Below are 21,014 nucleotides of genomic sequence, written 5' to 3'. Positions count from 1 at the left end.
TGACTGAATGTCCACTTGTATTGATCGTATTACTTTGTGATGCCACGGCTTGCCGGGGTATATCATGTCGAAATAAAAATTCATTTCTGCTTAACAGTTTTATTAGTGTATTTTTGGTGCACGTTAGACGTTTTCAGGTAGGGCTCAAGTTTATTAGTTTAAGTTTCTTAATTCATTGTTTTCAAGTTGGATATGTAATGATTGACTCAGTTGTACAAAAGTCGACTTTCGTTCGGGTGAGCCAAAATGTCTCCGAACACGCGGGCGGGGTTAGTGTATCTTTTGCGGCGGTGGTTTGGTTTTTTTTAAGTTCAGACTTGCAAAGAGGTGAACAAATGTTCACACTTGTGAGGTGTTATGATTATTGTTTCCTTCCCTAATTGGTCGGACGCCCTGAAGGCAGCGGATTTGCCGGACAAGGTGCGTGACCGTCATCGTGTCATCATCAACTGGTTCCTCGGTCATTTGAAACGGGAACATATGGCTGCGTCGAAGGACTCGGCGCGGATGTTCCTAAAACATTTGATTGAGACGCGCCGACCGCAGGACTGGCAAGTCGAGCAGTGGCGCCAAGGGCTGAACTGGTTTTTCCGGAAGGCGCCGTCGCGGCGGCACAAGGCGGCGAAAAAGATTGAGAGCTCCGCAGAGGGTAAGGTGTTGGCCGGGGCGACCGACGACAGCCCCCGGAGCGGGATGCAGGAAGATGACGAAGCACCGATGGTTGAGGAAGGCTACGAGGACGGGCGGCAGCACTATGCCTACACGGTGGCGGAGATGCAGGCGAAGGTGCCGATGGATCCGTGGTTTGAGGAGACGGTGCGTTTGATGCGGGTGCGGCAGATGGCCTACCGCACGGAAGAGGCCTATCTGGGCTGGATTCGGAGGATGGAGCGTTTCCTTGGAAGTAAGGATGGGTTGGAGGCTTTCGCGGAGGAAGACTTGAAGCGTTTTTTGAGCTTTCTCGCGGTGGAGGAAGGCGTGGCGGCGGGGACGCAGCGGCAGGCCTTAAACGCGGGTGTCTTTTTCCTGCGCGAGGTGCGTAAGATGGAACTGGGAGATTTTAGCGATTATGTGAAAGCAAATCCACGCAAATACTATCCGGTGGTGTATTCTCGCGGTGAAATTAAGCGTTTACTGGATAATGTGAAGGGGACGTGGGGTTTGATGGCACGACTGCAATATGGCTGTGGTTTGCGCATCTCGGAGCTGTGTCGCCTGCGAGTCAAGGATGTGGACCTGGAGCGCGGCAAGCTCTACATCCGAGCGTCTAAGGGGGATAAAGATCGCTGTGTGCCGCTGGCACGCTCTTTGCAGGAACCTTTGATCGCTCATCTGAAAGTTGTGCGTAAGACCTTTGAGGCGGATCGTCAGGCAAATGTTCCAGGGGTATTTATGCCTGGGGCCTTGGATCGAAAGATGTCGCAGGCGTGTAAGCGCTGGGAGTGGTTTTGGCTCTTTCCGATGCAAGGCCTCTCGCGTGATCCTCGTGGAGAACGCGATGCCGCTAAGCGGCGACATCACATTTTGCCGCGTGCTTATCAAAAGCATCTCTCGCTCTCGGCAGTGAAAGCAGAAATCCCGAAACGATCAAATTCGCATGTGTTACGGCATAGTTATGCCACGCATTTGCTGGAGAATGGGACAAATATTCGGACTTTGCAGGATTTCCTGGGCCATGCTTGCGTGGAGACGACGATGATTTATCTGCACGTGATGGAAGATCAGCAGGATCTGACGGTGAGTCCCTTGGATATTTTGGAAGGCTCTTCGTAGTCGTGTGCGGGCTATGCGGCCGTGCGGCATCTTGCTCGATGGCCCCAAGCTATGGGATTGAGGATACGGATTGGCCCCAATCCGGAGGATTGAGGATACGGATTGGCCCCAATCCAGAGGATTGAGGATACGGATTGGCCCCAAGCTATGGGATTGAAGGTTCGAAGCGACCGAATAGCGCTGAGTATGTTTTGTGACACATGGAAACGCTGGGAACGTCCAACGTCGAACGTCCAACATTGAACATCGAATGATTCGTGCCCGAGCTTAATCATTCAACATTGGATGTTGGACGTTCGATGTTGGACGTTCCCACGTTCGTTCTGTTTCTGAGAATCGTCGTGTTGATTGAAGGGGCGTTAACGTGGATACCGCGGCGCTCACGAGCGAACACACTACGTAGATGCGCGGACCCATTGGTGGGTTCGATTGGGCCTCGGGGTGCTTTGAACTGCGCTTAGCTTACATATTTCTGTACGATGGGGATGCGGCGGCCGACGCCGAAGGCGAGTGGGGTGGTCTTGAGACCGGGGGCGGCTTGCTTGCGCTTGTATTCGTTGAGATCGACTTTGCGCACGATGTCGTTGACGACCTCGGAGTCGTAGCCCTTTTCCACGATCTCGGCGCGTGAGAGGCCCTCTTCTACGTAGAGGCGTAGAATGCCGTCCAAGACTGGATAGGGGGGCAGGGAATCTTCGTCTTTTTGATCGGGGCGTAGCTCGGCAGAGGGTGCTTTTTCGATGGTGTTGACGGGGATGAGTTCGCGCTCGAGGTTCATGTGGCGTGCGAGTGCATAGACTTTCATCTTGGGCAAGTCGGAGATGACTGCCAAGCCGCCGCACATGTCACCGTAGAGGGTGCAGTAGCCGACAGAAATTTCGCTCTTGTTGCCGGTGGTGAGCAGTAGTGCGCCAAATTTATTGGACATCGCCATCAGTAGCAATCCACGTGCGCGGGCTTGGATGTTTTCTTCGGTCACGTCGGCGGCGCGGCCGGCAAAAAGGTCGCCCAGGGCGGATTCGGCGGACGCCACGGTTTCGGCGATGGCGACTTCGTGGTATTCGATGTCGAGGTTTTGGGCGAGCGCGGCGGCGTCGTCACGGCTGTGTTGGCTGGAGATGGCGGAGGGCAGGGCGATACCGATCACGTTTTCGGGGCCGAAGGCTTCGGCGGCGATGGCTGCAACCACGGCGGAGTCGATGCCGCCGCTGAGGCCGATCAGTGCTTTTTTGAAGCCGCTCTTGTGGGCGTAGTCGCGCAGGCCGAGCACGAGTGCGGCTTGTGTGGCGGCATTTCCTTTGAGGTTGAATTGTTCCGACACATAGCCGGCAGGGCTTGCGAGATCGATCACGTGATTTTCTTCGCGGAAGGCGGCCAGGCCGGCGACGAGGCCGCGCTCCGGGTGTGCGGCGAGGCTGCCACCATCGAAGATGAGTTCGTCGTTGCCACCCACGGCGTTGCAGTAAACAGCTGGGCAGCCGCAGCGTTCGGCGGCGTCTTGCACCAGTGGCTCGCGCGCTTCGTTTTTGCCCTCGTGCCAGGGGCTGGCGGAAAGGTTGAGTAAGAGGTCGATTTTTTGCTCGGCCAGTGTGCCTACAGGATCGTTGCAATAGCGGCGACTGGTCTTGAGATCGGGATGGGTCCAAATGTCTTCACAGATGGTGATGCCGACTTTTTGCCCCTGCCACTCATAGACTGTGGGGCCTTCTGCGGGCTCGAAGTAGCGCTCTTCGTCGAAGACGTCGTAGCTGGGGAGCAGCGATTTGTGGGCGACGGTTTTGATCTCGCCGGACTCGCACCATGCGGCGGCGTTGTAGAAGGGGCGTCCTGTGATGCAGGGGCCGCGGTCTTGCACGTAGCCGATCACTGCGGGCACGGAGCCGATCTGTTGGGCAATGGCATCGAGGGCGTCTTCTGTATCACTGACGAAGCGGCTTTTAAAGAGTAGGTCGCGTGGCGGATAACCGCAGACGGCGAGTTCGGGGAAGAGCACTAAGTCGGCACCGTCGGCGACGAGCGCTTTGTAGGCGCTTAGGATGCGTTGTGAGTTGCCAGTCAGGTCTCCGACTGTGGTGTTGATCTGCGCGATGCCAATTTTCATAGGTAAAATGTATTTGAAACGATTGTTTGAACTGCGACTTGCAAATAAATGACTTGCCCGAATAGTCAGGCGGACTTGCTTAAGCTGCAAGATTTACGACTATTTTCCAATGTACAGAGAAGACAAGACTTTCGCCATTCTATTCACTCTTTGCCTGAGTTTATTTTCTGTTCCATTGATGGGGCAGGTGGGCGGCAGCATGCTTGCGTCGGAGCCAATTCATTTGAGTGTCTCCATTGGCTCTGTTGAACATGTTTTAGACTAAGAAATTATGGCTGAGCTTCCTACACACTTTTATTTAGCCTCCGCTTCGCCGCGGCGTGCAGAGCTGATGCAGCGCATGGGGCTACGCTTCGAAATCCGGCCCACTCATGTGGAGGAAGATGATTCCGGTAGCCAAGGGCCTGAAGTGATGGTGCTGGAAAATGCTAAACTCAAGGCGTCCACGCTCTCGGAGCTGGAGCCTGAGGCTTTGGTGCTCGGCTCCGACACCACGGTGGCTTGGGATGCGCATGTGCTCAGCAAGCCGGTCGATCTGGCGGATGCGCGGCGAATGCTGCAGATGCTGTCGGGTCGCACGCACACCGTTTATACCGCGGTGTCACTCTACTGGCAGGCAGGTGGGCTGGCGCATACTTTTGTGGAGCGCAGCGATGTGCGCTTTCAGCAGTTGGACGACGCGCGGATCGATCAGTATTTTGCACGAGTCAACCCATTGGACAAGGCGGGTGCCTATGGCATACAAGAAGGTCGTGAGTTGATTATAGAGCATGTGGAAGGTTCGGTGGAAAATGTCATGGGCCTGCCAATTCAGGCCCTTGAACAAACTTTACGGGAACTAGGTTTTGATTTTTGGAACTAAGAGCATTTTATCGTGAAGACAAATTGTGCCCGATCCTGCCATAGAGCCTAGTAGTGCGAATCCATTCAGCCTCGATGTTCGCGAGCCTCGATGGGTGACTTGGGTTGCGGTCTTGGCGACACTCCTCGTTCACCTAGGAGTGGTGCTTGTCGTGCCAGAGGAGTTGATGCCGCTGCAGTCCGGCAGTGGCGAAGAGGCCGCGGCTGACGAGGTCTATGAAATCAGCTTGGTCGAGCCAGTCGAGCCGCACTACGTCGAAGCAAACCCCGAGGCGCCGGAAAATGAGCCCGATCGCACGGATCAATATTCTTATCGCAGTCAACAGGCAGCCGATGACAGCCCCTTGTCGGATGCACTCAACAAGCCCCATGTCGAGGGAGAGGAAGATTCTCAAAAAATAGTGCAAGGCACTTTAGAGCCCTCGCCGCCTATTGAGCCCGGAGTATATGCGCCCCATGCACGCGCGGGTGAAGGCGAGGGCGATCAAGGAGGGAAATTAGGACAGCCTCAGGAGTTGGCCCCCCCCAAGCCCACACAGCCCATGCCGGCGCCGGCGTTCATACAACAAGATCCTGTGACCGAGGAAGGGCCCGGCAGTCGTAGCGACTTCGCAGGGGAAGCGCAGGAAGTATTTGAAAACCCCGATCCAGAGGCTCCGATCGATGTGTATCGCCCTCAGCCAAGTCTCGAACAGTCGCAACAAACCCCGGGGGATGGAGCGGGGGGGGCCGTCGAAGCGCAGCCGAAACCCCGCGCACGCCCGCGTTTGGCACCTGAATTGATCACGGGGCCACTGATGCGTTCGCAAGGCTCCGCTCGCAGGCGCGGTGTGATTGCGCAAGATGCGACCTTTAGTGAATTCGGGGAGTATGAGCAGCAATTTTATGCCGCGATTCAAACGGGCTGGTATCAGGAAATCGAGTTCTTCCAGCCGATCGATACGGCTACCAGCGTGCAGGTGCGCTTTACGCTGCATGCAGATGGCCGTGTGACAGATGTGAAAGCCGTGCGAACCACCGCCAGCGAGATCGCCACTTTCATTTGTGAGACCGCAATCACCAAGCGTTCACCTTTTCGTCCCTGGACGCAAGAAATGGTCAAAGTGTTTGGGCAAGAGCGAACACTGCATGTAACTTTTCATTATCGGTAATTTACATTTTATTTACGTATGCGATTATGTGTTGAGCTTTTCCTCTAAACAGTGAGATTGTATACTAAAATAGAAATGCCAGACTTAATGAACACATTGCTAGACCAACTTCCCCTTAATGACGGAGTGAGCCTGCTTGCGCACAATGAAGATGGGCTGATTGCATTAGAAAAGCCTCATGGGATGATGTCTCACCCCAATCAGCCGGAAGATAACGAGCGTTCGCTACTAGTTGCGGATTATGATTTAGAAGAAGAGTGCTACACTTGGACGGACAATTCAGGGGAGGTGCGTCGCGTTTGGTTGATCAATCGGCTCGATTCGCCCACCTCGGGCGTGATTTTGTTGGGTTTGAATGCAGAAATCACTGCTGTGATTAAAAAAGAATTTTCAACTCATAGAGTGACTAAAATCTACTATGCTCTAGTGCGCGGGCGTCCGCAGGTGCCCTCCGGGGCTTGGTCCGATCAACTTAAAAAAGTGTCGCAAAATAGTAGTGGTGCTCACAGCCGTCCGCAGATCATTCCAGCTAAGACACGCTATCAAACCATTAAATCACCCACTGGAGGCTTTCCAGTATCTCTTGTCAAATTGATGCCACTGACGGGGCGGACACACCAATTACGTGTTCAGTGTAAAAAGCGTGGTTTACCGATTGTAGGTGATCGTACCTACGGAAATTTCAGCTTTAATAAGGAGATTGCGATTAAAGTTCAAACCAAACGCATGATGTTACATTCCTCGGAGACCATCGTGCGTTATTGTTTCAAGGGGAAATTACGTGAACTCAGGGCGAAGTCTGAATTACCAGAAGAATTTAAAGACGTGATGTCGTATCGCCCTGGCTTAAACATGTCTCGCCCCAAAGAAACTCGCAACCCACTCCTGTCGTCACGTCGATTTAAAGCACCCTAAGCCTAAGCGGGCCCTCGCGCTGGCCTTATCCGGTATCCTCGGTTCTCAGAACCGGGGCGCTGTATCTTCGGTTCTCAGAACCGGGCGCTGTATCCTCGGTTCTCTGAACCGGGGCGCTGTAACCTCGGTTTTCAAAACCGGGGCGGGGAATATTTCAGTGCTTTAGCGCTAGGTATTGCCATTGCTTGGATCTGATGTTTAATTCTGCTCATGCCAATCGATCACAGTTACCGACGAAACGAGCGTTTGTTAATTCGACTCGCAGTGGTGTTGGGGATCGTGGTGGGGATTCTGGCCTTTTCGCTCACTCGTAAGATCGTCAATCGGCCGGAGAAGGTTTCTCCGGAGCTCATGTGGAGCTACGTGGAGGAGATTGCCCCACAGCAAGGTTTAGACCCTGAGTTTGTGTATGCGATTGCTTGGGCAGAAAGCAGTTTAAATGCACATGCGCGCAGTTCCGTGGCTCGCGGGATCATGCAATTGACTAAGCCGGCATGGCGCGAGGTGAGTGATGAATCCTACCGTCATGCTTGGGATTGGCGCACCAATGTGCGTGTGGGCATCGATTATCTCGCATTCTGTCGGGACTTTTTACAAAAGCATGATAACTTTACGTACCCCTTATTAGCGGCGGCGTATCGTTATGGACCGTATTATGTTAAAGATAAAAACTTCGATATCTTGCAGTTAAAGCAGCCGAAAAATAAGATTTATCGTCGTATTTTTAAAGGTAACATTCGGCCTGTTGCGCCTCCTGTGCGAGCGGAAGAATGACTCGAAAGGACCTGCGGAATTACATTGCGAGTCCGTGCGATCTACCTTGCTTTGAGCCGTATGGACAACTCGAGGCGTGAAATTGCAATTATTGGCGGCGGACCTGCAGGCTTGCGGGCAGCAGAAGTGGCTGCGCGTCGTGGAGCTGCGGTCACAGTCTTTGACGCCAAGCCTTCAGTGGGGCGTAAATTCTTAGTGGCCGGGCGCAGTGGTCTGAATCTGACCAATAGTGCCGATTTTGAGACATTTCTGGCCCAGTATTCCGGACGTGATTTTCCAGTCGAGCGTTGGCGGGAATACCTGAAGGATTTTGACAATTATCATTTGAGTGATTGGGCCGCCGAACTCGGAGTGGACACTTTTGCGGCATCGAGTGGTAAGGTTTTTCCTTTTTCAAAGAAGGCGGCGCCTCTATTGCGCCGCTGGGTCCTGCGCTTGCGCGAATTGGGCGTGGTGTTTCGCATGAAACATCAATGGACGGGGCTAGCGAAACAGTCCGACGGTCGGATTCAAATCGACTGTCTGCAGGGGGATCAGCCCGTGCAGGCAAGATTCGATGCGGTCGTCCTCGCCATGGGCGGTGCCTCATGGCCGCAGACCGGATCTACTGGCAGTTGGGTCTCCATTTTGGAGGCGCAAGGTGTGGAAGTGGTGCCCTTCGCAGCCGCAAATTGCGGTTGGGAGTGTGACTGGAGTCCTGAGACGCGTGCACAGATAGAAGGCAAGCCACTGCAGAATCTGAAGCTGAGTGCGAATGGGCGCACGCTGACCGGTGAGTTGGTGGCCACGCGTTACGGTTTTGAGGGCACTCCTCTGTATACTTTAGGCAGAGAGTTGCGTCGGATGGCTTCGCCCGTCATCGAAATCGATTTTAAGCCGACATTTACTGAAGCGCGGCTCATTGCAAAAATGGAGTCCGCGCGTCGCAATTTTTATAAAGAGGCCGGCCTGCGTTGGAAATTAAATGAGACCGCCTGTGCGATTCTCCGTCAGTATTACGGTGAGTTTCACGATGCAGCTTCTTTGGCTCAAGCGGCCAAGTGTTGTCGGATTCCATTGACGCAAGCGCGTCCAATCGCCGAGGCCATTTCCACCGCCGGGGGGGTGGCTTGGTCGGAGTTGGATGCGCAACTGATGCTCAAGCAATTGCCCGGCGTCTATTGCGCGGGAGAAATGATTGATTGGGAAGCGCCCACTGGAGGATTCTTGATACAAGGTTGCTTCGTAACCGGGAACGTGGCGGGGCAGAGTGCCGCGGCTGGGCCGGTGATGGCGTGACTTCTGGGGGAGACGCGATTGGCATCGCGTCGCTACCAGTGGTCGGTGGTGGCGTGACTTTTTTTGGGTAGCGATGTCGCGCTAGCGACGTCTGGTGCGGGCCGGGGAGACGCGATTGGCATCGCGTCGCTAGCAGTGTAGATACTTGTGCATATTTGCCGTCGATTAAGAGTGACTTTTTCTAAAAAAGGCTCATAGCAAACGGACCAAAATGATGGATCCGATTTGATCGTCTGCGGTATCATTCAATGTATAAGACCTTAGTTGTGACTGATCAAACGGAGACGCCTCCGTTAGATCTCAATGTGATCACGTTTGAGCAGTATCTCTCAGATTATCCGAAGCTGGGAGAGCCGCGCACGCGCATTATCAATTTGTGCGATACCGAGCACTATTTAAGCCGGGGCTATTATTGCTCGCTGCTGGCGGAGTCGCGCAAACACAGGGTGTTGCCCAGTGTCAATACCATCAATGATCTTCGTTATCAAGATGGCGGTGAAGAGCATCGTTTGCAGCCCTTGCTCCCAAAGTTGAGTGCGGACATGGAGGTGCCGGTCGTGCTCAATATCTATTTTGGTTGGACGGAGCGTGAGGAGTGGAAAAAAGTGGCGCGTGCGGTCTTTGAGCGCTATGCGGCGCCGCTCTTGCGGGCTAGCCTGAGCCGTGGTGCGCATGGCTTGGAACTTTCGGTCGAGCGTGATAATTTATCCGTGCTCAATACTGCGGAGCGCGAGACCTTCTATGAGCGGCTGCGGATCTTTACCGAGCAAGTGTGGCGCAATCCTAGCCATAAGAATAAGCATCGCTGGGACATGGCTATTTTGCACAATCCGGATGAGGCCAATGCGCCGAGTGATGCTGAAGCGATTAAGCGCTTTGTCAAAGCAGCTGCCAAGGTCGGCATCGCCGCAGAGTTGGTGCGTTCAGATGAGCTGAAGCATCTCTCGCAATACGATGCGCTCTTTATCCGAGAGACGACCAGTATCGACCACCCCACCTACCGACTTTCGCGCAAGGGGGAAATGGAAGGCTTGGTGGTGATCGATGATGCGACTTCAATCATGCGCTGCTGCAACAAGATCTTTTTACAGGATGCGTTCAGTTATAATAAGGTCAGTGCGCCCCGCACTTTAGTGGTGGCCAATGCCGAGGCGCTGGAGCTCGATCGCATTGAGGCCCATTTTGATTATCCCGTGGTGCTCAAAATGCCAGAGAGTTCATTTTCGATCGGCGTGTATAAAGTCGGCAACCGCGACGAGCTCAAAGAGAAGTTGGGATTAATGCTTAAAGAGTCGGCATTAGCTTTGGTGCAGGAATACATCTACACCGATTTTGATTGGCGCATCGGTGTGCTCAATGGCCGGGCCATCTATGCCTGTAAATACTTTATGGCACGCGACCATTGGCAAATTTATAACCATGCATCGAGCCGAAAGTCCGGCAAGTCCGGCGGCTTTGATACCATCCCTACCTTTGAAGCACCGAAGCCGGTGTTGGACGCGGCACTCAAGGCTAGCGCGATCATTGGCAACGGCCTGTATGGAGTCGATCTCAAGCAAAAGGGCAACCAGATCTATGTGATCGAGGTGAACGACAACCCGAGCATTGATCACAGCGTGGAAGATGCCTACTTGGGCGACGAACTTTACATGATGATCATGCAGGAGTTCGTAGATCGCTTGGAGCGGCGTGGACGTGAGTGAGCGTCGTTTTCGTTGTGTGCAGGCAGAGGATATCGAACGTTTGCTGGAGATTGAGGCGGTCTGCTTTACTTCGGATCGATTGAGCCGACGCTCCTTTCAGCGTTGGATCAAAGGCGAGAATTGTATCTTCTTAGTGCTGGAGTGGGACCAGGTCGTCTATGGTTACGGCCTCGTTTTATTGCATAAAGGCACACGCCTGGCGCGGCTCTATTCGATCGCCTTGCACCCCGAGGCGCGCGGGCAGGGGCATGCCAGTGCATTGATGCTGGCCCTCGAAGCCGCAGCAGTGGAAGAAGATCGACTCTTTATGCGGCTGGAGGTGGCCAAGCAAAATCTCGCTGCCGTGCAGCTGTATCAGCGTTTGGGCTATCGCGTGTTTGGCGAGTTTCTTGATTATTACGAAGATCATAGCGATGCCTTGCGTATGCAAAAGCGCATTCGCTATCCAGAGCGCGTGCGTGAGGAGAGCTTCGTGCCTTGGTATGGGCAGCATACCGCCTTCACTTGCGGACCCGCATCACTGATGATGGTGATGGCAGCCATTGAGCCTACGACTGTATTGAACCAAAGTCTCGAACTCGATCTTTGGCGTGAAGCCACCACTATTTTTATGACATCAGGCCACGGAGGCTGTCACCCCTTAGGTCTGGCGCTCGCGGCAAAGCGCCGTGGCTTCGCCGCGGAAGTTATGATGAGCCAGACCGATCCGCTTTTCGTGGAAGGCGTGCGCTCGGCGCACAAGAAAGAGGTGCTGAATTTGGTGCACGAGCAATTTCTTGAGCGCAGTCAGGCGCAGGCGATCCCCATTCGGTGCGAGGCAGTTTCGGTGGCCGAAATTGAGTCGCAATTAAAGAACGGGGCGTTCGTGCTGGTGATGATCAGTAGCTACCGACTCAACGGCGACAAGGCACCGCATTGGGTGGTGGTGACCGCCTTTGATGAACTTTGCTTTTACTTGCACGATCCGGACACAGATAAATTAACGATCAGCGAGTTGGACTGCCAATACATACCCGTTGCTAAAGAAGACTTCGCAAAGATGATCAATTATGGCAGCACTCGTTTTAGCGTGGCACTATTTTTTAAGCAGCAGTGAATATCTGTAATGCGGCTGTCAATCGATCGGAAAGATATAGCCTTCGGCTAACTCGGTGTAGGCTTTGATTTGTTCGGCTTCCCAGGTCGCATCGCGGCTGAGTTCCTTGGCTAAGATCTTGGCGACTGCGGGCGCGGCTTCGATCGAGGCTCGGGCGTTGAGTAGCAGCGCGCGCGTTCGGCGTGCGAGCACATCCTCGACAGTGCGGGCCATCTCTTCGCGAGCGTGCCAGACCACTTCCGCCTGTTGATAGGGAAGCTGCGCATGTACCTTTTCTCCGAGTTCTGGCTGCTCTTTGATGAGGTCTTGGATGCGAAGTGCATCGGATCCGTAGCTGGCCAAGTTGGCTTGGCTGGCGGCGGCTCGTGTCCAACCGTGAATTTGCATGTCTTCTGTTTGGCAGCGCTTGTGCTCGAGCCCGCCTAAGGTTTCGGCCTGTTCGATCACATCTTCAGCCATCTTGCGATAAGTGGTCCATTTGCCACCAGTCAGAGTGATGAGTCCGCTGCCGCTCACAATGATGCTGTGATCGCGCGAGAGTGCTGCAGTGTCGGAGCCGTCGCCGGCTTTAACTAAGGGGCGCAATCCAGCAAATATGCTCAATACGTCTTCCGGTTTGGGATCTTTGGTTAAGTATTTGCATGCGTGGGTCAGTACAAAGTCGCGCTCCTCTTCCAGTGCGCGTGGTTCCAGACTGTGAGAATCGAGGGGGGTGTCGGTCGTGCCGACAATTACGTGATCATGCCATGGCACTGCGAAGAGCACCCGGCCGTCGGCTGTCTTGGGAATCATGATCGCGGCATTGCCAGGTAGGAAGCTCTTAGGCAGCACGATGTGGATGCCTTGGCTGACGGCGATAATACCTTTGGCCTGTGGCTCATCCATCTTGCGTAGGTCGTCGACAAAAACTCCAGTCGCATTGATGACACTCTTGGCACGCACGGTGAATTTAGTGTCGTTTTCTATGTCGTGTATTTGAACGCCGGATACGACGTCGTTTTCTTTGACGAGTCCGACACAGCGGCAGTAGTTCAGCATCGCAGCACCGAGCTCTTCGGCGGTTTGCGCTAGGTTGACCGCTAGGCGAGAGTCATCGAATTGACCGTCGTGGTAGACGACGCCGCCGACCAGTTTGTTTTGCTCAACGGTCGGGATTAATTCGACAGTCTCTTTTTTGCTGAGATGGCGTGACGGGGAGAGCCCCAGTTTGCCTGCGAGTTGGTCGTAGACTTTCATGCCGATGCCGTAGAAGGGGCCTTCCCACCAAGAGTAGTTTGGAATGACAAAGGACTGCGAGTGCACCAGGTGGGGGGCGTTTTGAGTGAGGCGTCCGCGTTCGCGAAGTGCTTCCAATACTAGGGAGACGTTGCCTTGTTGCAGGTAGCGGACACCACCGTGCACGAGCTTGGTGGAGCGGCTAGAAGTACCTTTGGCGAAGTCGGCCTGTTCGAAGAGGGCGACGCTGTGTCCGCGTGCGGCCGCGTCGACAGCTGCGCCGAGACCTGAGGCCCCGCCACCAATGATGACTACGTCGAAAACTTTGTCGGCGGCTTGTGCGCGATCGAGTGAGATTGATCTTTTCATGAGATGCTTTCGTTTGAGATTATGAGTTAATTTCTAGAATGTGATCACGGAGCGTAAGCCCGCGATCCAGACGGTGTCGCGATCAGTGTCGCCAGCCGGATTCATGACGGCTTGTAGGCTAGGTTGTAATTGGAACCACGGTGTGATGGCTGCTTTGTACGACAGTTCCACGGTGTATTCTTCTTTGGCGACGGGGCCACCAGCGCTTTGAGAGGCATCTGAATAATCATCGCTGATATAAGCAGCGACTACACCGAGGCCGAGTTCATCGTTCGGACGGGCGGCGAAGGGGCCGATTGCACGAAGAACGAAGATGAGCTCATCAGCATAGAGGTTACGATCTTCGGGGGCGTGTACCCAAGTGATCGAGCCGTCGATACGTCGTTGTTGTTGACTGTCGAAGTTGTGCAAGGTGCGGCCAGCACTCAGGTAGATGAGCTTGTTATTGTCGTCTTCTGTCGTGTCTAGGAAGTTTGCAAAATTGCCCGTATTGTAATGGAAGCCTAATTTGACGAAGCCCGGTTTATCTGTCTTATTAGGATCCGAACGGTAACCAAGCTCCGCGGCATAGGCAACTGGCCCCTCCCAGTCAAAACTAAGGCCGTTGTGATCATCTGCATAGGAATCCAGTTGATTGGAATCAAAGACGCCGCCTTTGAGGTAGAGTTGCGTGCCGTTGGGTTGATATTCCACAATCAAACCGAGCTTCTGGGCCGGATCGAAGGGGAGTGCACTACCGAAGATGGCATTGGCTACATAGGCGAACTCATCGTTCATGAAGGAGCTGCCATATTCTTGTGAGCCAAAGGCACCCACGCCATCCACTTTTCCGATCTGATAATTTAGCTGTCCGTCGAATAAACTTTGACCAAAATAGATATTGGCCAAGCGGGTGGTTTCTGTGCCTTCGATTGAACTCGGGTTAGTGAATACTCCGAAGCGAGAGCGATTGTAGTTGTTTCCGTATTGGTGCACGCCGCTGATTGCGATGTAGCTATTTTCCCAACCTAGAAGTTTTTCTAAGTCGAGGTCAATGGCGACGCGTTGACGACCAAAGTAGGTGCCGCCGCTTTCGGCGGCACCTGAGAAGTCGTCATACACATCGAAGATGTGAAACAGGTTAAGCGAGACGCCTTTGTCGGCAAGTTCAGTGCGAGCCCCGCCCCAATCTCCGAAGAGGTAGGGCGATTCGTCGGCTCCAAAACTTATGTTTGGGAGTAGTGCGAGGCTGCATAAACTGAGGATGGTGGGGTAGGATTTCATGGGTGTGTAATGACTGGAGTTGTTTGTCTGGTGTCGTATGTGTGGCTTATTCGTCGACGGCGTCTTCCCACTTCTTGGAGCGTTCGAGGGCCTTGTTCCACCCGGCAGTGAGAGCGGTCATGTCTTCAGCTTTACGTTGAGGCTCAAAGGAGCGCTCTTGTTCCCAGCGTTTGGTGATCGAGTCGCGGCTCTTCCAGAAGCCGACTGCGAGGCCGGCGAGGTACGCGGCGCCGAGGGCTGTGGTCTCGATGCACTTGGGGCGAATGACTTCAGTTTGCAAGAGGTCTGCTTGGAATTGTAGCAGTGGATCGCTTTGGCAGGCGCCGCCGTCAACGCGTAGTTCTTTGAGTGAAATACCACTATCTTTCTCCATTGCAGTGATGAGGTCAGCGCTTTGGAAGGCAATCGATTCAAGTGCCGCACGGCAGAAATGTGCTCGATTGGTGCCACGGGTGATGCCCAATGCCGCGCCGCGTGCATAGGGGTCCCAATGGGGCGCACCCAAGCCGGCGAATGCCGGCACTAGGAAGAGGCCGCCGGCGTCTTCGACTGTCGCAGCGAGTGCATCCAGTTCTTGCGCGGTGCGAACGAGCTGTAATTCGTCACGAATCCATTGCACTACGGCGCCACCGATAAAGATCGAACCTTCGAGTGCATATTCAGTTTTGTCGCCGATGCGCCAAGCGACGGTGGTGAGTAGATTATTCTTCGAGCGAATAGGTTTTTCTCCCATATTCATGAGTAAGAAACAACCGGTTCCGTATGTGTTTTTCGCCATGCCAGGCTCGAAGCAAGCTTGCCCGAAGAGTGCGGCATGTTGGTCGCCAGCGATACCAGCGATCGGAGCGCCGCCTGGATAGAGGTTTTTTTCTACGTGGCCATACACTTCAGAGCAGGATTTGATTTCGGGCAGCATACTGCGTGGCACACCGAAGAGCTCTAGTAGCTCATCGTCCCAGCCGTCTTGTTCTATATTATAGAACAGGGTGCGGCTGGCATTGGTGATATCGGTGACGTGCACCTTATGGCCTGTCAGTTGCCACACCAGCCAGGAATCGACGGTGCCGAAGAGCAGTTCGCCCGCTTCGGCTCTGGCGCGTGCACCCTCGACATTTTCTAAGATCCAGCGAACTTTGGTTCCTGCGAAATATGGGTCGAGGCGTAGCCCTGTCTTTTCGGAAACCATGGCCTCGATACCATCCTCTTTCAGTTTGCGGCAATAATCAGCGGTGCGGCGGTCTTGCCACACAATCGCATTGTAAACGGGTTTGCCGGTTTTTTTGTCCCAGACGATGGTGGTTTCACGTTGGTTGGTGACACCGACTGCGGCGATTGAATCGGCGGATAGATCGGCGCGGGAAATCGCCTCTGCCGCGGTGGAACTTTGGCTAGACCAGATCTCCATTGGATCGTGCTCTACCCAGCCTGGCTTGGGATAGATTTGTTGAAACTCTTTCTGAGCAACCGCGACGACTTTGCCGTCGTGGTCAAAGATAATAGAGCGTGAACTTGTGGTGCCTTGGTCGAATGCGAGGATGTATTTATCTTGAGACATGGTTTTTAGTATGGTTTGAGGGTGGATTAAAGAGCGGAGAAGACGAAGAGCTGTGCGCCAGCGACAGCGCCAAGTATGGGGGCGACGATTGGCACCCAAGCGTAGGCCCAATCGGAGCTACCCTTGCCCTTGATGGGGAGTATCGTATGCGCGATACGTGGTCCTAAGTCGCGGGCCGGGTTGATTGCGTAGCCGGTGGGGCCGCCTAAGGATAAGCCGATTGCGAGCACCAGTAGGCCGACTAGTAGGGGGCCGAACCAAGTCCCCATGGCTGTGGTCCATGCCAGCTGTGTGCTGTCGGCTCCGAGGGCGACCTTGCCTAGCGCGAGGATACAGAATACCAGCACTACAGTGCCGATAAATTCAGTCACAAATGCAGGTATGAATTTACGGATGGCAGGTGAGGTGCTGTGGCAGGCGAGTATGAGGTCCGGGTCTTCGGTTTCTTCCCAGTGGGCGTAGAAACAAAGATAGACTAAAACCGAGCCGATAAAGCCACCGGCGATTTGGGATAGAATGTAGCCAGGCACTTGTGACCATTCAAAGGCCCCGATACTGGCGAGGCCGATGGTGACGGCCGGGTTGATATGGGCGCCAGAGACGCGGCCGACGACATAGACTGCGAGGGCGACTGCTAGCCCCCAGCCCATGGTGATCACAATCCAGCCGCCATTATTGGCTTTGGATTTTGAGAGGACAACATTAGCGACGACTCCATTTCCGAATAGGATGAGGAGCGCGGTTCCGAGTGCTTCAGCGAAGTATGGATGCATTGGGGTATTTTGGGTTTAGGGTTGTTGTTTAATTGGTAGGTTTGTTATCAGGCATCATGTTTTTGCGTTTTGCAAGTTATTTATTTGCAGCAACTTGCGATTTTTGTTGGGTTTTGTTTTACTGCTTTCGTTCAAAGTTTGAGCTATTGAATTTGGAATTTTCGGGCAAAACCCAAAGTATTTATTTTGATATCCAAGGTTTTAGGGGCTATTTTGCTTGCGAATCCCAATCTGTGTGAGCTGCATAGTCGTAGTGTAATTGAAAAATAATTTTATCGCAGAATGCTACCATCACAACGTCAGGAGTTTATTTTACGCAAAATTGAAGGTGAAGGCTCGGTTAAGAGCATCGAGCTGGCGCGTGAATTTGAGGTAACAAATGAGACCATCCGTAAGGACCTCGAAGTTTTGGCTGAGGAAAAGCGGGTGATTCGCATCCATGGTGGGGCGACGCGTATCACAGATGCGCGGCACGACATGCCGTTGCCTGCACGTCAATCGATGAATCGCTTTGAAAAATCGGTGGTGGCGCGAGCTGCTGCACAGTTGATCGAGCCGAACGATACCATCTTTATGGATGCGAGTTCGACGGTACTGACGATGACGGACTATTTGCCCCAGTTTCCTCTGACGGTCCTGACCAATGCGCACCATGTGATTGTCGCCTTGGGCGGGCGGGCGAATTGCGACTTGATCTGCACTGGCGGGCGCTATGAGGAGCGCTCGCGCTCGTATGTGGGGGCGATGGCAGAGGGCGCGATGAAGCGTTTTATCATTAAATGGCTCTTTGTCGGAGTGGACGGCTTACACCATAGGTTGGGTGCCTCTGAGGTGAATCCGGGGCAGGCGGTGCTGAAAGAGCGCTTAATCCCGCGCGCTGAAAATGTCTGCGTGGTGTGTGATTCGACCAAACTGGAGCAAAAGAGCCCTTTTATATTTGGTGAGATCAGTCAGTTTTCGGTGTTGGTCACCGACGATCGGGCGGCACCTGGCATACTTGAGCTGTATGAGAGCGCCGGCGTGCGTGTGATTGTGGCGAAGCTGCCGCGAGAGGCTTAAAACTGCAAGGAGTATGAGTTGCTGACTTCGGCGGTCTGATCGATGAGTTGCAATTCAACAGTAGGCTTTGCGCCGCTCCAGTCGATCTTAACCAATCCAAAGCCCAGCCCCGTGGCCACGGGGCCATAGCGGTAGCGGTTGGGCTCGCCCTTAAAACTATCCCAACTATGTGTCAGCCCACTGGAAGTGATGTCGACCAGTGGAAAGTCAATGGCCGGATCTTCCAGCACGGAGATTTCGTGGATGTGTCGATCGCCACTGATCAAGACCGTCGGGGTGTCGCTGAGTGCGATTTGTTGCAGCAGCCATTCGCGGTCGCCGGGGTAGTCCGCCCATTTCTCATATTTATGTTCCGCGGAGATGATTTGTGTGCCGCTGACGAAGATGTGTAGATTTGCGGTGCTTGTCTGTAACGTTTTTTCGAGCCAGTTGCGTTGTGTATCGCCAAGTAGGTCACTGGGCTCGGCCTTGCGACTACTGGCAAAGTAACGGTTGTCTAGTAGGATGACCTTTGTTCGCTTCCCTTCAGGACCAAAATCGTAGGCGCCGTAAATGCCCTCACGCGACCAGCGTGGATCGCTGATAGGTACCTCCATAAAGCTTAGCGCAAGATCGCGTGTGATCTGCTTGAGCTTATAGTCGCCTACGGCGTTGTTGTCACCGTAGTCATGATCGTCCCAAGTGCCAATGATCGGAGTCTTGGCGCGAAATGCGGCATAGGCAGGATGCTTGTACTGACTGGCGTAGCGTTGGGTGATCCACTCACGGTTGACGCTATATTTGACCTTCGGGCCGTTGGGGCGCTGATACCAGTCCGCGTAAATATTGTCGCCGCCCCAGATCCAGAGGTCGGGCGCTTGGTCGGCGATGATGGGCCAGAGTGGCTGGGGGAGTTCGTCGCGATTGCAAGAGCCAAAGGCGATTACCTGTAGCGGGCTGTCAAAGTTATCAGGAAATTTCGCCGAGGCGGGCGTGTGCAAGAGACTGATCGAGGCCAGGGCCAGTGTGTAAATGGAAAGTCGCATAAAGTGAATGTGAAGAAGCTGATCGCGGTGGCAAGCGCGGAGGGCGCAACTTGTTGCTCGCGATGCGAGGCCAGCCGCGTGGAATTCGACGGGGCGCGCAAAGCTCATTCATATTACGGAAGAAGTTGGGTTGACAAGCGCGCCGCGGCTGCCGTCAATCGAGTGCTTATGAGCGAAGCAAAGCCAGTCATTCTCACATGTGCACAACCGACCGGGCAATTAACCCTCGGCAATTACTTGGGTGCGGTTAAGAATTGGACGACCATGCTCGATGACTACGAATGCTACTTCGGTGTCGTCAACATGCATGCGATCACGGTGAAATATAGCCCCGCCGAGCTGCGCAAAAATACGCTGTCGTGCGTGGCGCAGTACATTGCCTGTGGCCTCGATCCAGAGCGTTCGAATATTTTTGTCCAATCACACGTGATCGGGCACACCGAATTGGCTTGGTTGCTGAGTTGCATCACGCCGATCGGCGATCTGCAGCGCATGACTCAGTTCAAGGAAAAAGCCGCGAAGCTGGGCTTTAATGTGGGCGAGGGGAATGAGCTTAAATTTACTCACGAGGGCGCGCGTGCGGGTGCCTCGGTCAATTCGGGTTTGCTGATGTATCCAGTGCTAATGGCGGCCGACATTCTGCTTTATAATGCCGATGCGGTGCCGGTCGGCAACGACCAGCGTCAGCACTTGGAACTGTGCCGCGACCTTGCGCAGCGCTTTAATCATAACTACTCGGACACTTTTACGATCCCCGAAGCCTTTATCCCAAAGCAGGGCGCACGCATCATGTCGCTGCAGGATCCAGAGCGTAAGATGTCTAAGAGTGATGATAATCAGAATGCCACCATTTATCTCTTGGATGAGCCTTCCGCTCTGAAGAAGAAGATCATGAGTGCTGTGACTGATTCAGGCAGCGAAATCGTGGCCAGCGAGGACAAGCCTGGCGTTTCTAACTTGTTGCAAATTTACTCAGCGATGAGTGGTCGCACGGTCGCCGATATCGAGGAATCTCTCAAAGGCGAAGGCTATGGCAGCTTGAAAAAAGAGGTCGCCGACGCCGTGATCAGCGTGCTTGAGCCCGTGCAGGCAAAGTATAAAGAATTGATTGCCGATAAGGCCTACCTCGAGAGCGTTCTCAAGGATGGAGCCGCCGTGGCACAGAAGCGCGCCTATAAGGTGTTGGGCAAAGCCTACCGCAAGGCTGGCTTCGTCGAGCGTCCTAGATAGTGGCTGCCGGGGGCGGGTGGTGGTGATGCCGCTCGACCCCAGCTGATCGGGGATCGAGGGCTGCTTGCGAGCTTGCGTGCTTGCGTCGGATTTAAAATTCCAGCATTTCTGGATAGATCTGGCCGCTGGCGCCGATTTTGAATAAGTAAACTTTGCCCACTTCCATGCGAGTGTAGATCGCATTGCCGAATACGGCAGTGATGCCATATTCACTTAAACGCTGCGGATCATTGGCCAAAGACCAGATCGCTTGCCAGAAGAGTTCACGGTCCGAGAGCTTTAAGGATTTTGTGATTGCGTAGTAACGCTCGGGGGCACTTTCGGGCACTGCCATCGGGGCGCCTTGTTCGGGGGCGGTCTGCTCGCCGTAGATCCGGCGCCAGAGGTAGAGCGCACGCTCCTTGCCCGAGCGCACGTACGCATCGCTGAATTTGATGATTAGAGCATCGAAGTGCACCACATCGCCTGCAATGGTGTAGATTTGCTCGTCGACGATTTCCTTCGGGTTGCCCGCGGCCGTTTGCACAAATTTGAACTTGGTGGAGACTTGTCCGAGCGCATCCGTATCCTGCGAGAGCACAGTGGCAAAGCCGATCTGTTCCTCTTGCGTCAGGTTACTGATCGCTTGGTTGAGCGCATGATTCTCTGTCAGCAAGCTGTGGATACTGGAACTTGAGAAATAAACCGAAAGCCCAAGCACTGCGGCCACGACCAGTGCAGTGAGGCCGATCAGCATGCCTATAATTTTTCCTTCGGTTCCATGTCGCATGCTTTAAGTCATGCGGATTCTGGGGGAAAGGCCAACTCAATCTGGGGCATGTTCCGTTTTTGAGCCTGATTGGTCTCGATACATCTTTTACCTTTTAAGTTGAG

The 21,014-nt window shown here is 53.9% G+C and carries 17 protein-coding genes; 10 read left to right on the top strand and 7 right to left on the bottom strand.

Going from position 1 to position 21,014, the window contains the following annotated elements:
• The first annotated feature begins 357 nt into the window (after positions 1 to 357).
• Positions 358 to 1,773, top strand: a complete 1,416-nt coding sequence (locus QEH52_RS04515; protein ID WP_308948874.1) for an integron integrase — start codon at positions 358 to 360, stop codon at positions 1,771 to 1,773.
• A 457-nt stretch (positions 1,774 to 2,230) separates the two neighbouring features.
• Here the strand turns inward: QEH52_RS04515 and QEH52_RS04510 are convergent, their stop codons facing one another.
• On the bottom strand, positions 2,231 to 3,874 hold the full coding sequence (locus QEH52_RS04510) for an NAD+ synthase (protein ID WP_308948873.1): 1,644 nt from the start codon (positions 3,872 to 3,874) through the stop codon (positions 2,231 to 2,233).
• Positions 3,875 to 4,145: 271 nt separating this feature from the next.
• On the opposite strand from QEH52_RS04510, the gene QEH52_RS04505 reads away from it, so the two are divergent.
• The 7 genes from QEH52_RS04505 (at position 4,146) to QEH52_RS04475 (ending at position 11,652) form a co-directional block, all read left to right on the top strand.
• Positions 4,146 to 4,736, top strand: a complete 591-nt coding sequence (locus QEH52_RS04505) for a Maf family protein (RefSeq protein WP_308948872.1) — start codon at positions 4,146 to 4,148, stop codon at positions 4,734 to 4,736.
• 25 nt (positions 4,737 to 4,761) lie between these two features.
• Positions 4,762 to 5,886, top strand: coding sequence for a hypothetical protein (locus QEH52_RS04500; RefSeq protein WP_308948871.1), 1,125 nt, complete (start codon positions 4,762 to 4,764; stop codon positions 5,884 to 5,886).
• A gap of 57 nt (positions 5,887 to 5,943) precedes the next feature.
• A complete protein-coding gene (locus tag QEH52_RS04495; protein ID WP_308948870.1) occupies positions 5,944 to 6,801 on the top strand; it encodes an RluA family pseudouridine synthase in 858 nt (285 codons plus the stop codon).
• Positions 6,802 to 7,011: 210 nt separating this feature from the next.
• Positions 7,012 to 7,575 (top strand): transglycosylase SLT domain-containing protein, encoded by a 564-nt coding sequence (locus QEH52_RS04490; protein ID WP_308948869.1) that lies wholly within the window; start codon positions 7,012 to 7,014, stop codon positions 7,573 to 7,575.
• 60 nt (positions 7,576 to 7,635) lie between these two features.
• Positions 7,636 to 8,853 (top strand): BaiN/RdsA family NAD(P)/FAD-dependent oxidoreductase, encoded by a 1,218-nt coding sequence (locus tag QEH52_RS04485; protein ID WP_308948868.1) that lies wholly within the window; start codon positions 7,636 to 7,638, stop codon positions 8,851 to 8,853.
• A 248-nt stretch (positions 8,854 to 9,101) separates the two neighbouring features.
• Positions 9,102 to 10,556: a RimK family protein gene (locus tag QEH52_RS04480; RefSeq protein WP_308948867.1), complete on the top strand. Its 1,455-nt coding sequence runs from the start codon at positions 9,102 to 9,104 to the stop codon at positions 10,554 to 10,556.
• A complete protein-coding gene (locus QEH52_RS04475) occupies positions 10,549 to 11,652 on the top strand; it encodes a GNAT family N-acetyltransferase/peptidase C39 family protein (RefSeq protein WP_308948866.1) in 1,104 nt (367 codons plus the stop codon). Before QEH52_RS04480 ends, QEH52_RS04475 begins: the two co-directional genes overlap by 8 nt.
• 18 nt (positions 11,653 to 11,670) lie before the next feature.
• On the opposite strand, the gene QEH52_RS04470 is transcribed toward QEH52_RS04475, so the two are convergent.
• From QEH52_RS04470 to QEH52_RS04455, 4 genes are read right to left on the bottom strand one after another with little or no spacing between them, the layout of a single operon-like run.
• Positions 11,671 to 13,236: a glycerol-3-phosphate dehydrogenase/oxidase gene (locus tag QEH52_RS04470; RefSeq protein ID WP_308948865.1), complete on the bottom strand. Its 1,566-nt coding sequence runs from the start codon at positions 13,234 to 13,236 to the stop codon at positions 11,671 to 11,673.
• A gap of 33 nt (positions 13,237 to 13,269) precedes the next feature.
• Positions 13,270 to 14,499, bottom strand: coding sequence for a carbohydrate porin (locus QEH52_RS04465; RefSeq protein WP_308948864.1), 1,230 nt, complete (start codon positions 14,497 to 14,499; stop codon positions 13,270 to 13,272).
• A 46-nt stretch (positions 14,500 to 14,545) separates the two neighbouring features.
• Entirely contained in the window at positions 14,546 to 16,054 is a 1,509-nt protein-coding gene (glpK, locus tag QEH52_RS04460) for a glycerol kinase GlpK (protein WP_308948863.1), read from the bottom strand.
• Between the two features lie 26 nt (positions 16,055 to 16,080).
• On the bottom strand, positions 16,081 to 16,827 hold the full coding sequence (locus tag QEH52_RS04455) for an MIP/aquaporin family protein (protein ID WP_308948862.1): 747 nt from the start codon (positions 16,825 to 16,827) through the stop codon (positions 16,081 to 16,083).
• A gap of 282 nt (positions 16,828 to 17,109) precedes the next feature.
• Here QEH52_RS04455 and QEH52_RS04450 point away from each other — a divergent pair, with 282 nt between their 5' ends.
• A complete protein-coding gene (locus QEH52_RS04450) occupies positions 17,110 to 17,886 on the top strand; it encodes a DeoR/GlpR family DNA-binding transcription regulator (RefSeq protein ID WP_308948861.1) in 777 nt (258 codons plus the stop codon).
• Here QEH52_RS04450 and QEH52_RS04445 read toward each other — a convergent pair.
• Positions 17,883 to 18,911, bottom strand: coding sequence for an alkaline phosphatase D family protein (locus QEH52_RS04445; RefSeq protein WP_308948860.1), 1,029 nt, complete (start codon positions 18,909 to 18,911; stop codon positions 17,883 to 17,885). The two genes, QEH52_RS04450 and QEH52_RS04445, sit on opposite strands and share 4 nt — an antisense overlap.
• Before the next feature lie 168 nt (positions 18,912 to 19,079).
• Here QEH52_RS04445 and trpS point away from each other — a divergent pair, with 168 nt between their 5' ends.
• Positions 19,080 to 20,141: a tryptophan--tRNA ligase gene (trpS, locus tag QEH52_RS04440; protein WP_308948859.1), complete on the top strand. Its 1,062-nt coding sequence runs from the start codon at positions 19,080 to 19,082 to the stop codon at positions 20,139 to 20,141.
• A 91-nt stretch (positions 20,142 to 20,232) separates the two neighbouring features.
• Here the strand turns inward: trpS and QEH52_RS04435 are convergent, their stop codons facing one another.
• The gene (locus tag QEH52_RS04435) at positions 20,233 to 20,910 is read right to left on the bottom strand and encodes a hypothetical protein (protein WP_308948858.1); all 678 of its coding nucleotides are present in this window, start codon (positions 20,908 to 20,910) and stop codon (positions 20,233 to 20,235) included.
• Positions 20,911 to 21,014 lie beyond the last annotated feature (104 nt).

Origin of the sequence: Thalassobacterium maritimum (genome assembly GCF_031127805.1) — a bacterium.
GTDB lineage: Bacteria > Verrucomicrobiota > Verrucomicrobiia > Opitutales > Coraliomargaritaceae > Thalassobacterium > Thalassobacterium maritimum.
The sequence above is the reverse complement of the archived record's forward strand: the minus strand, read 5'-3'. Positions and strand labels throughout refer to the sequence as shown.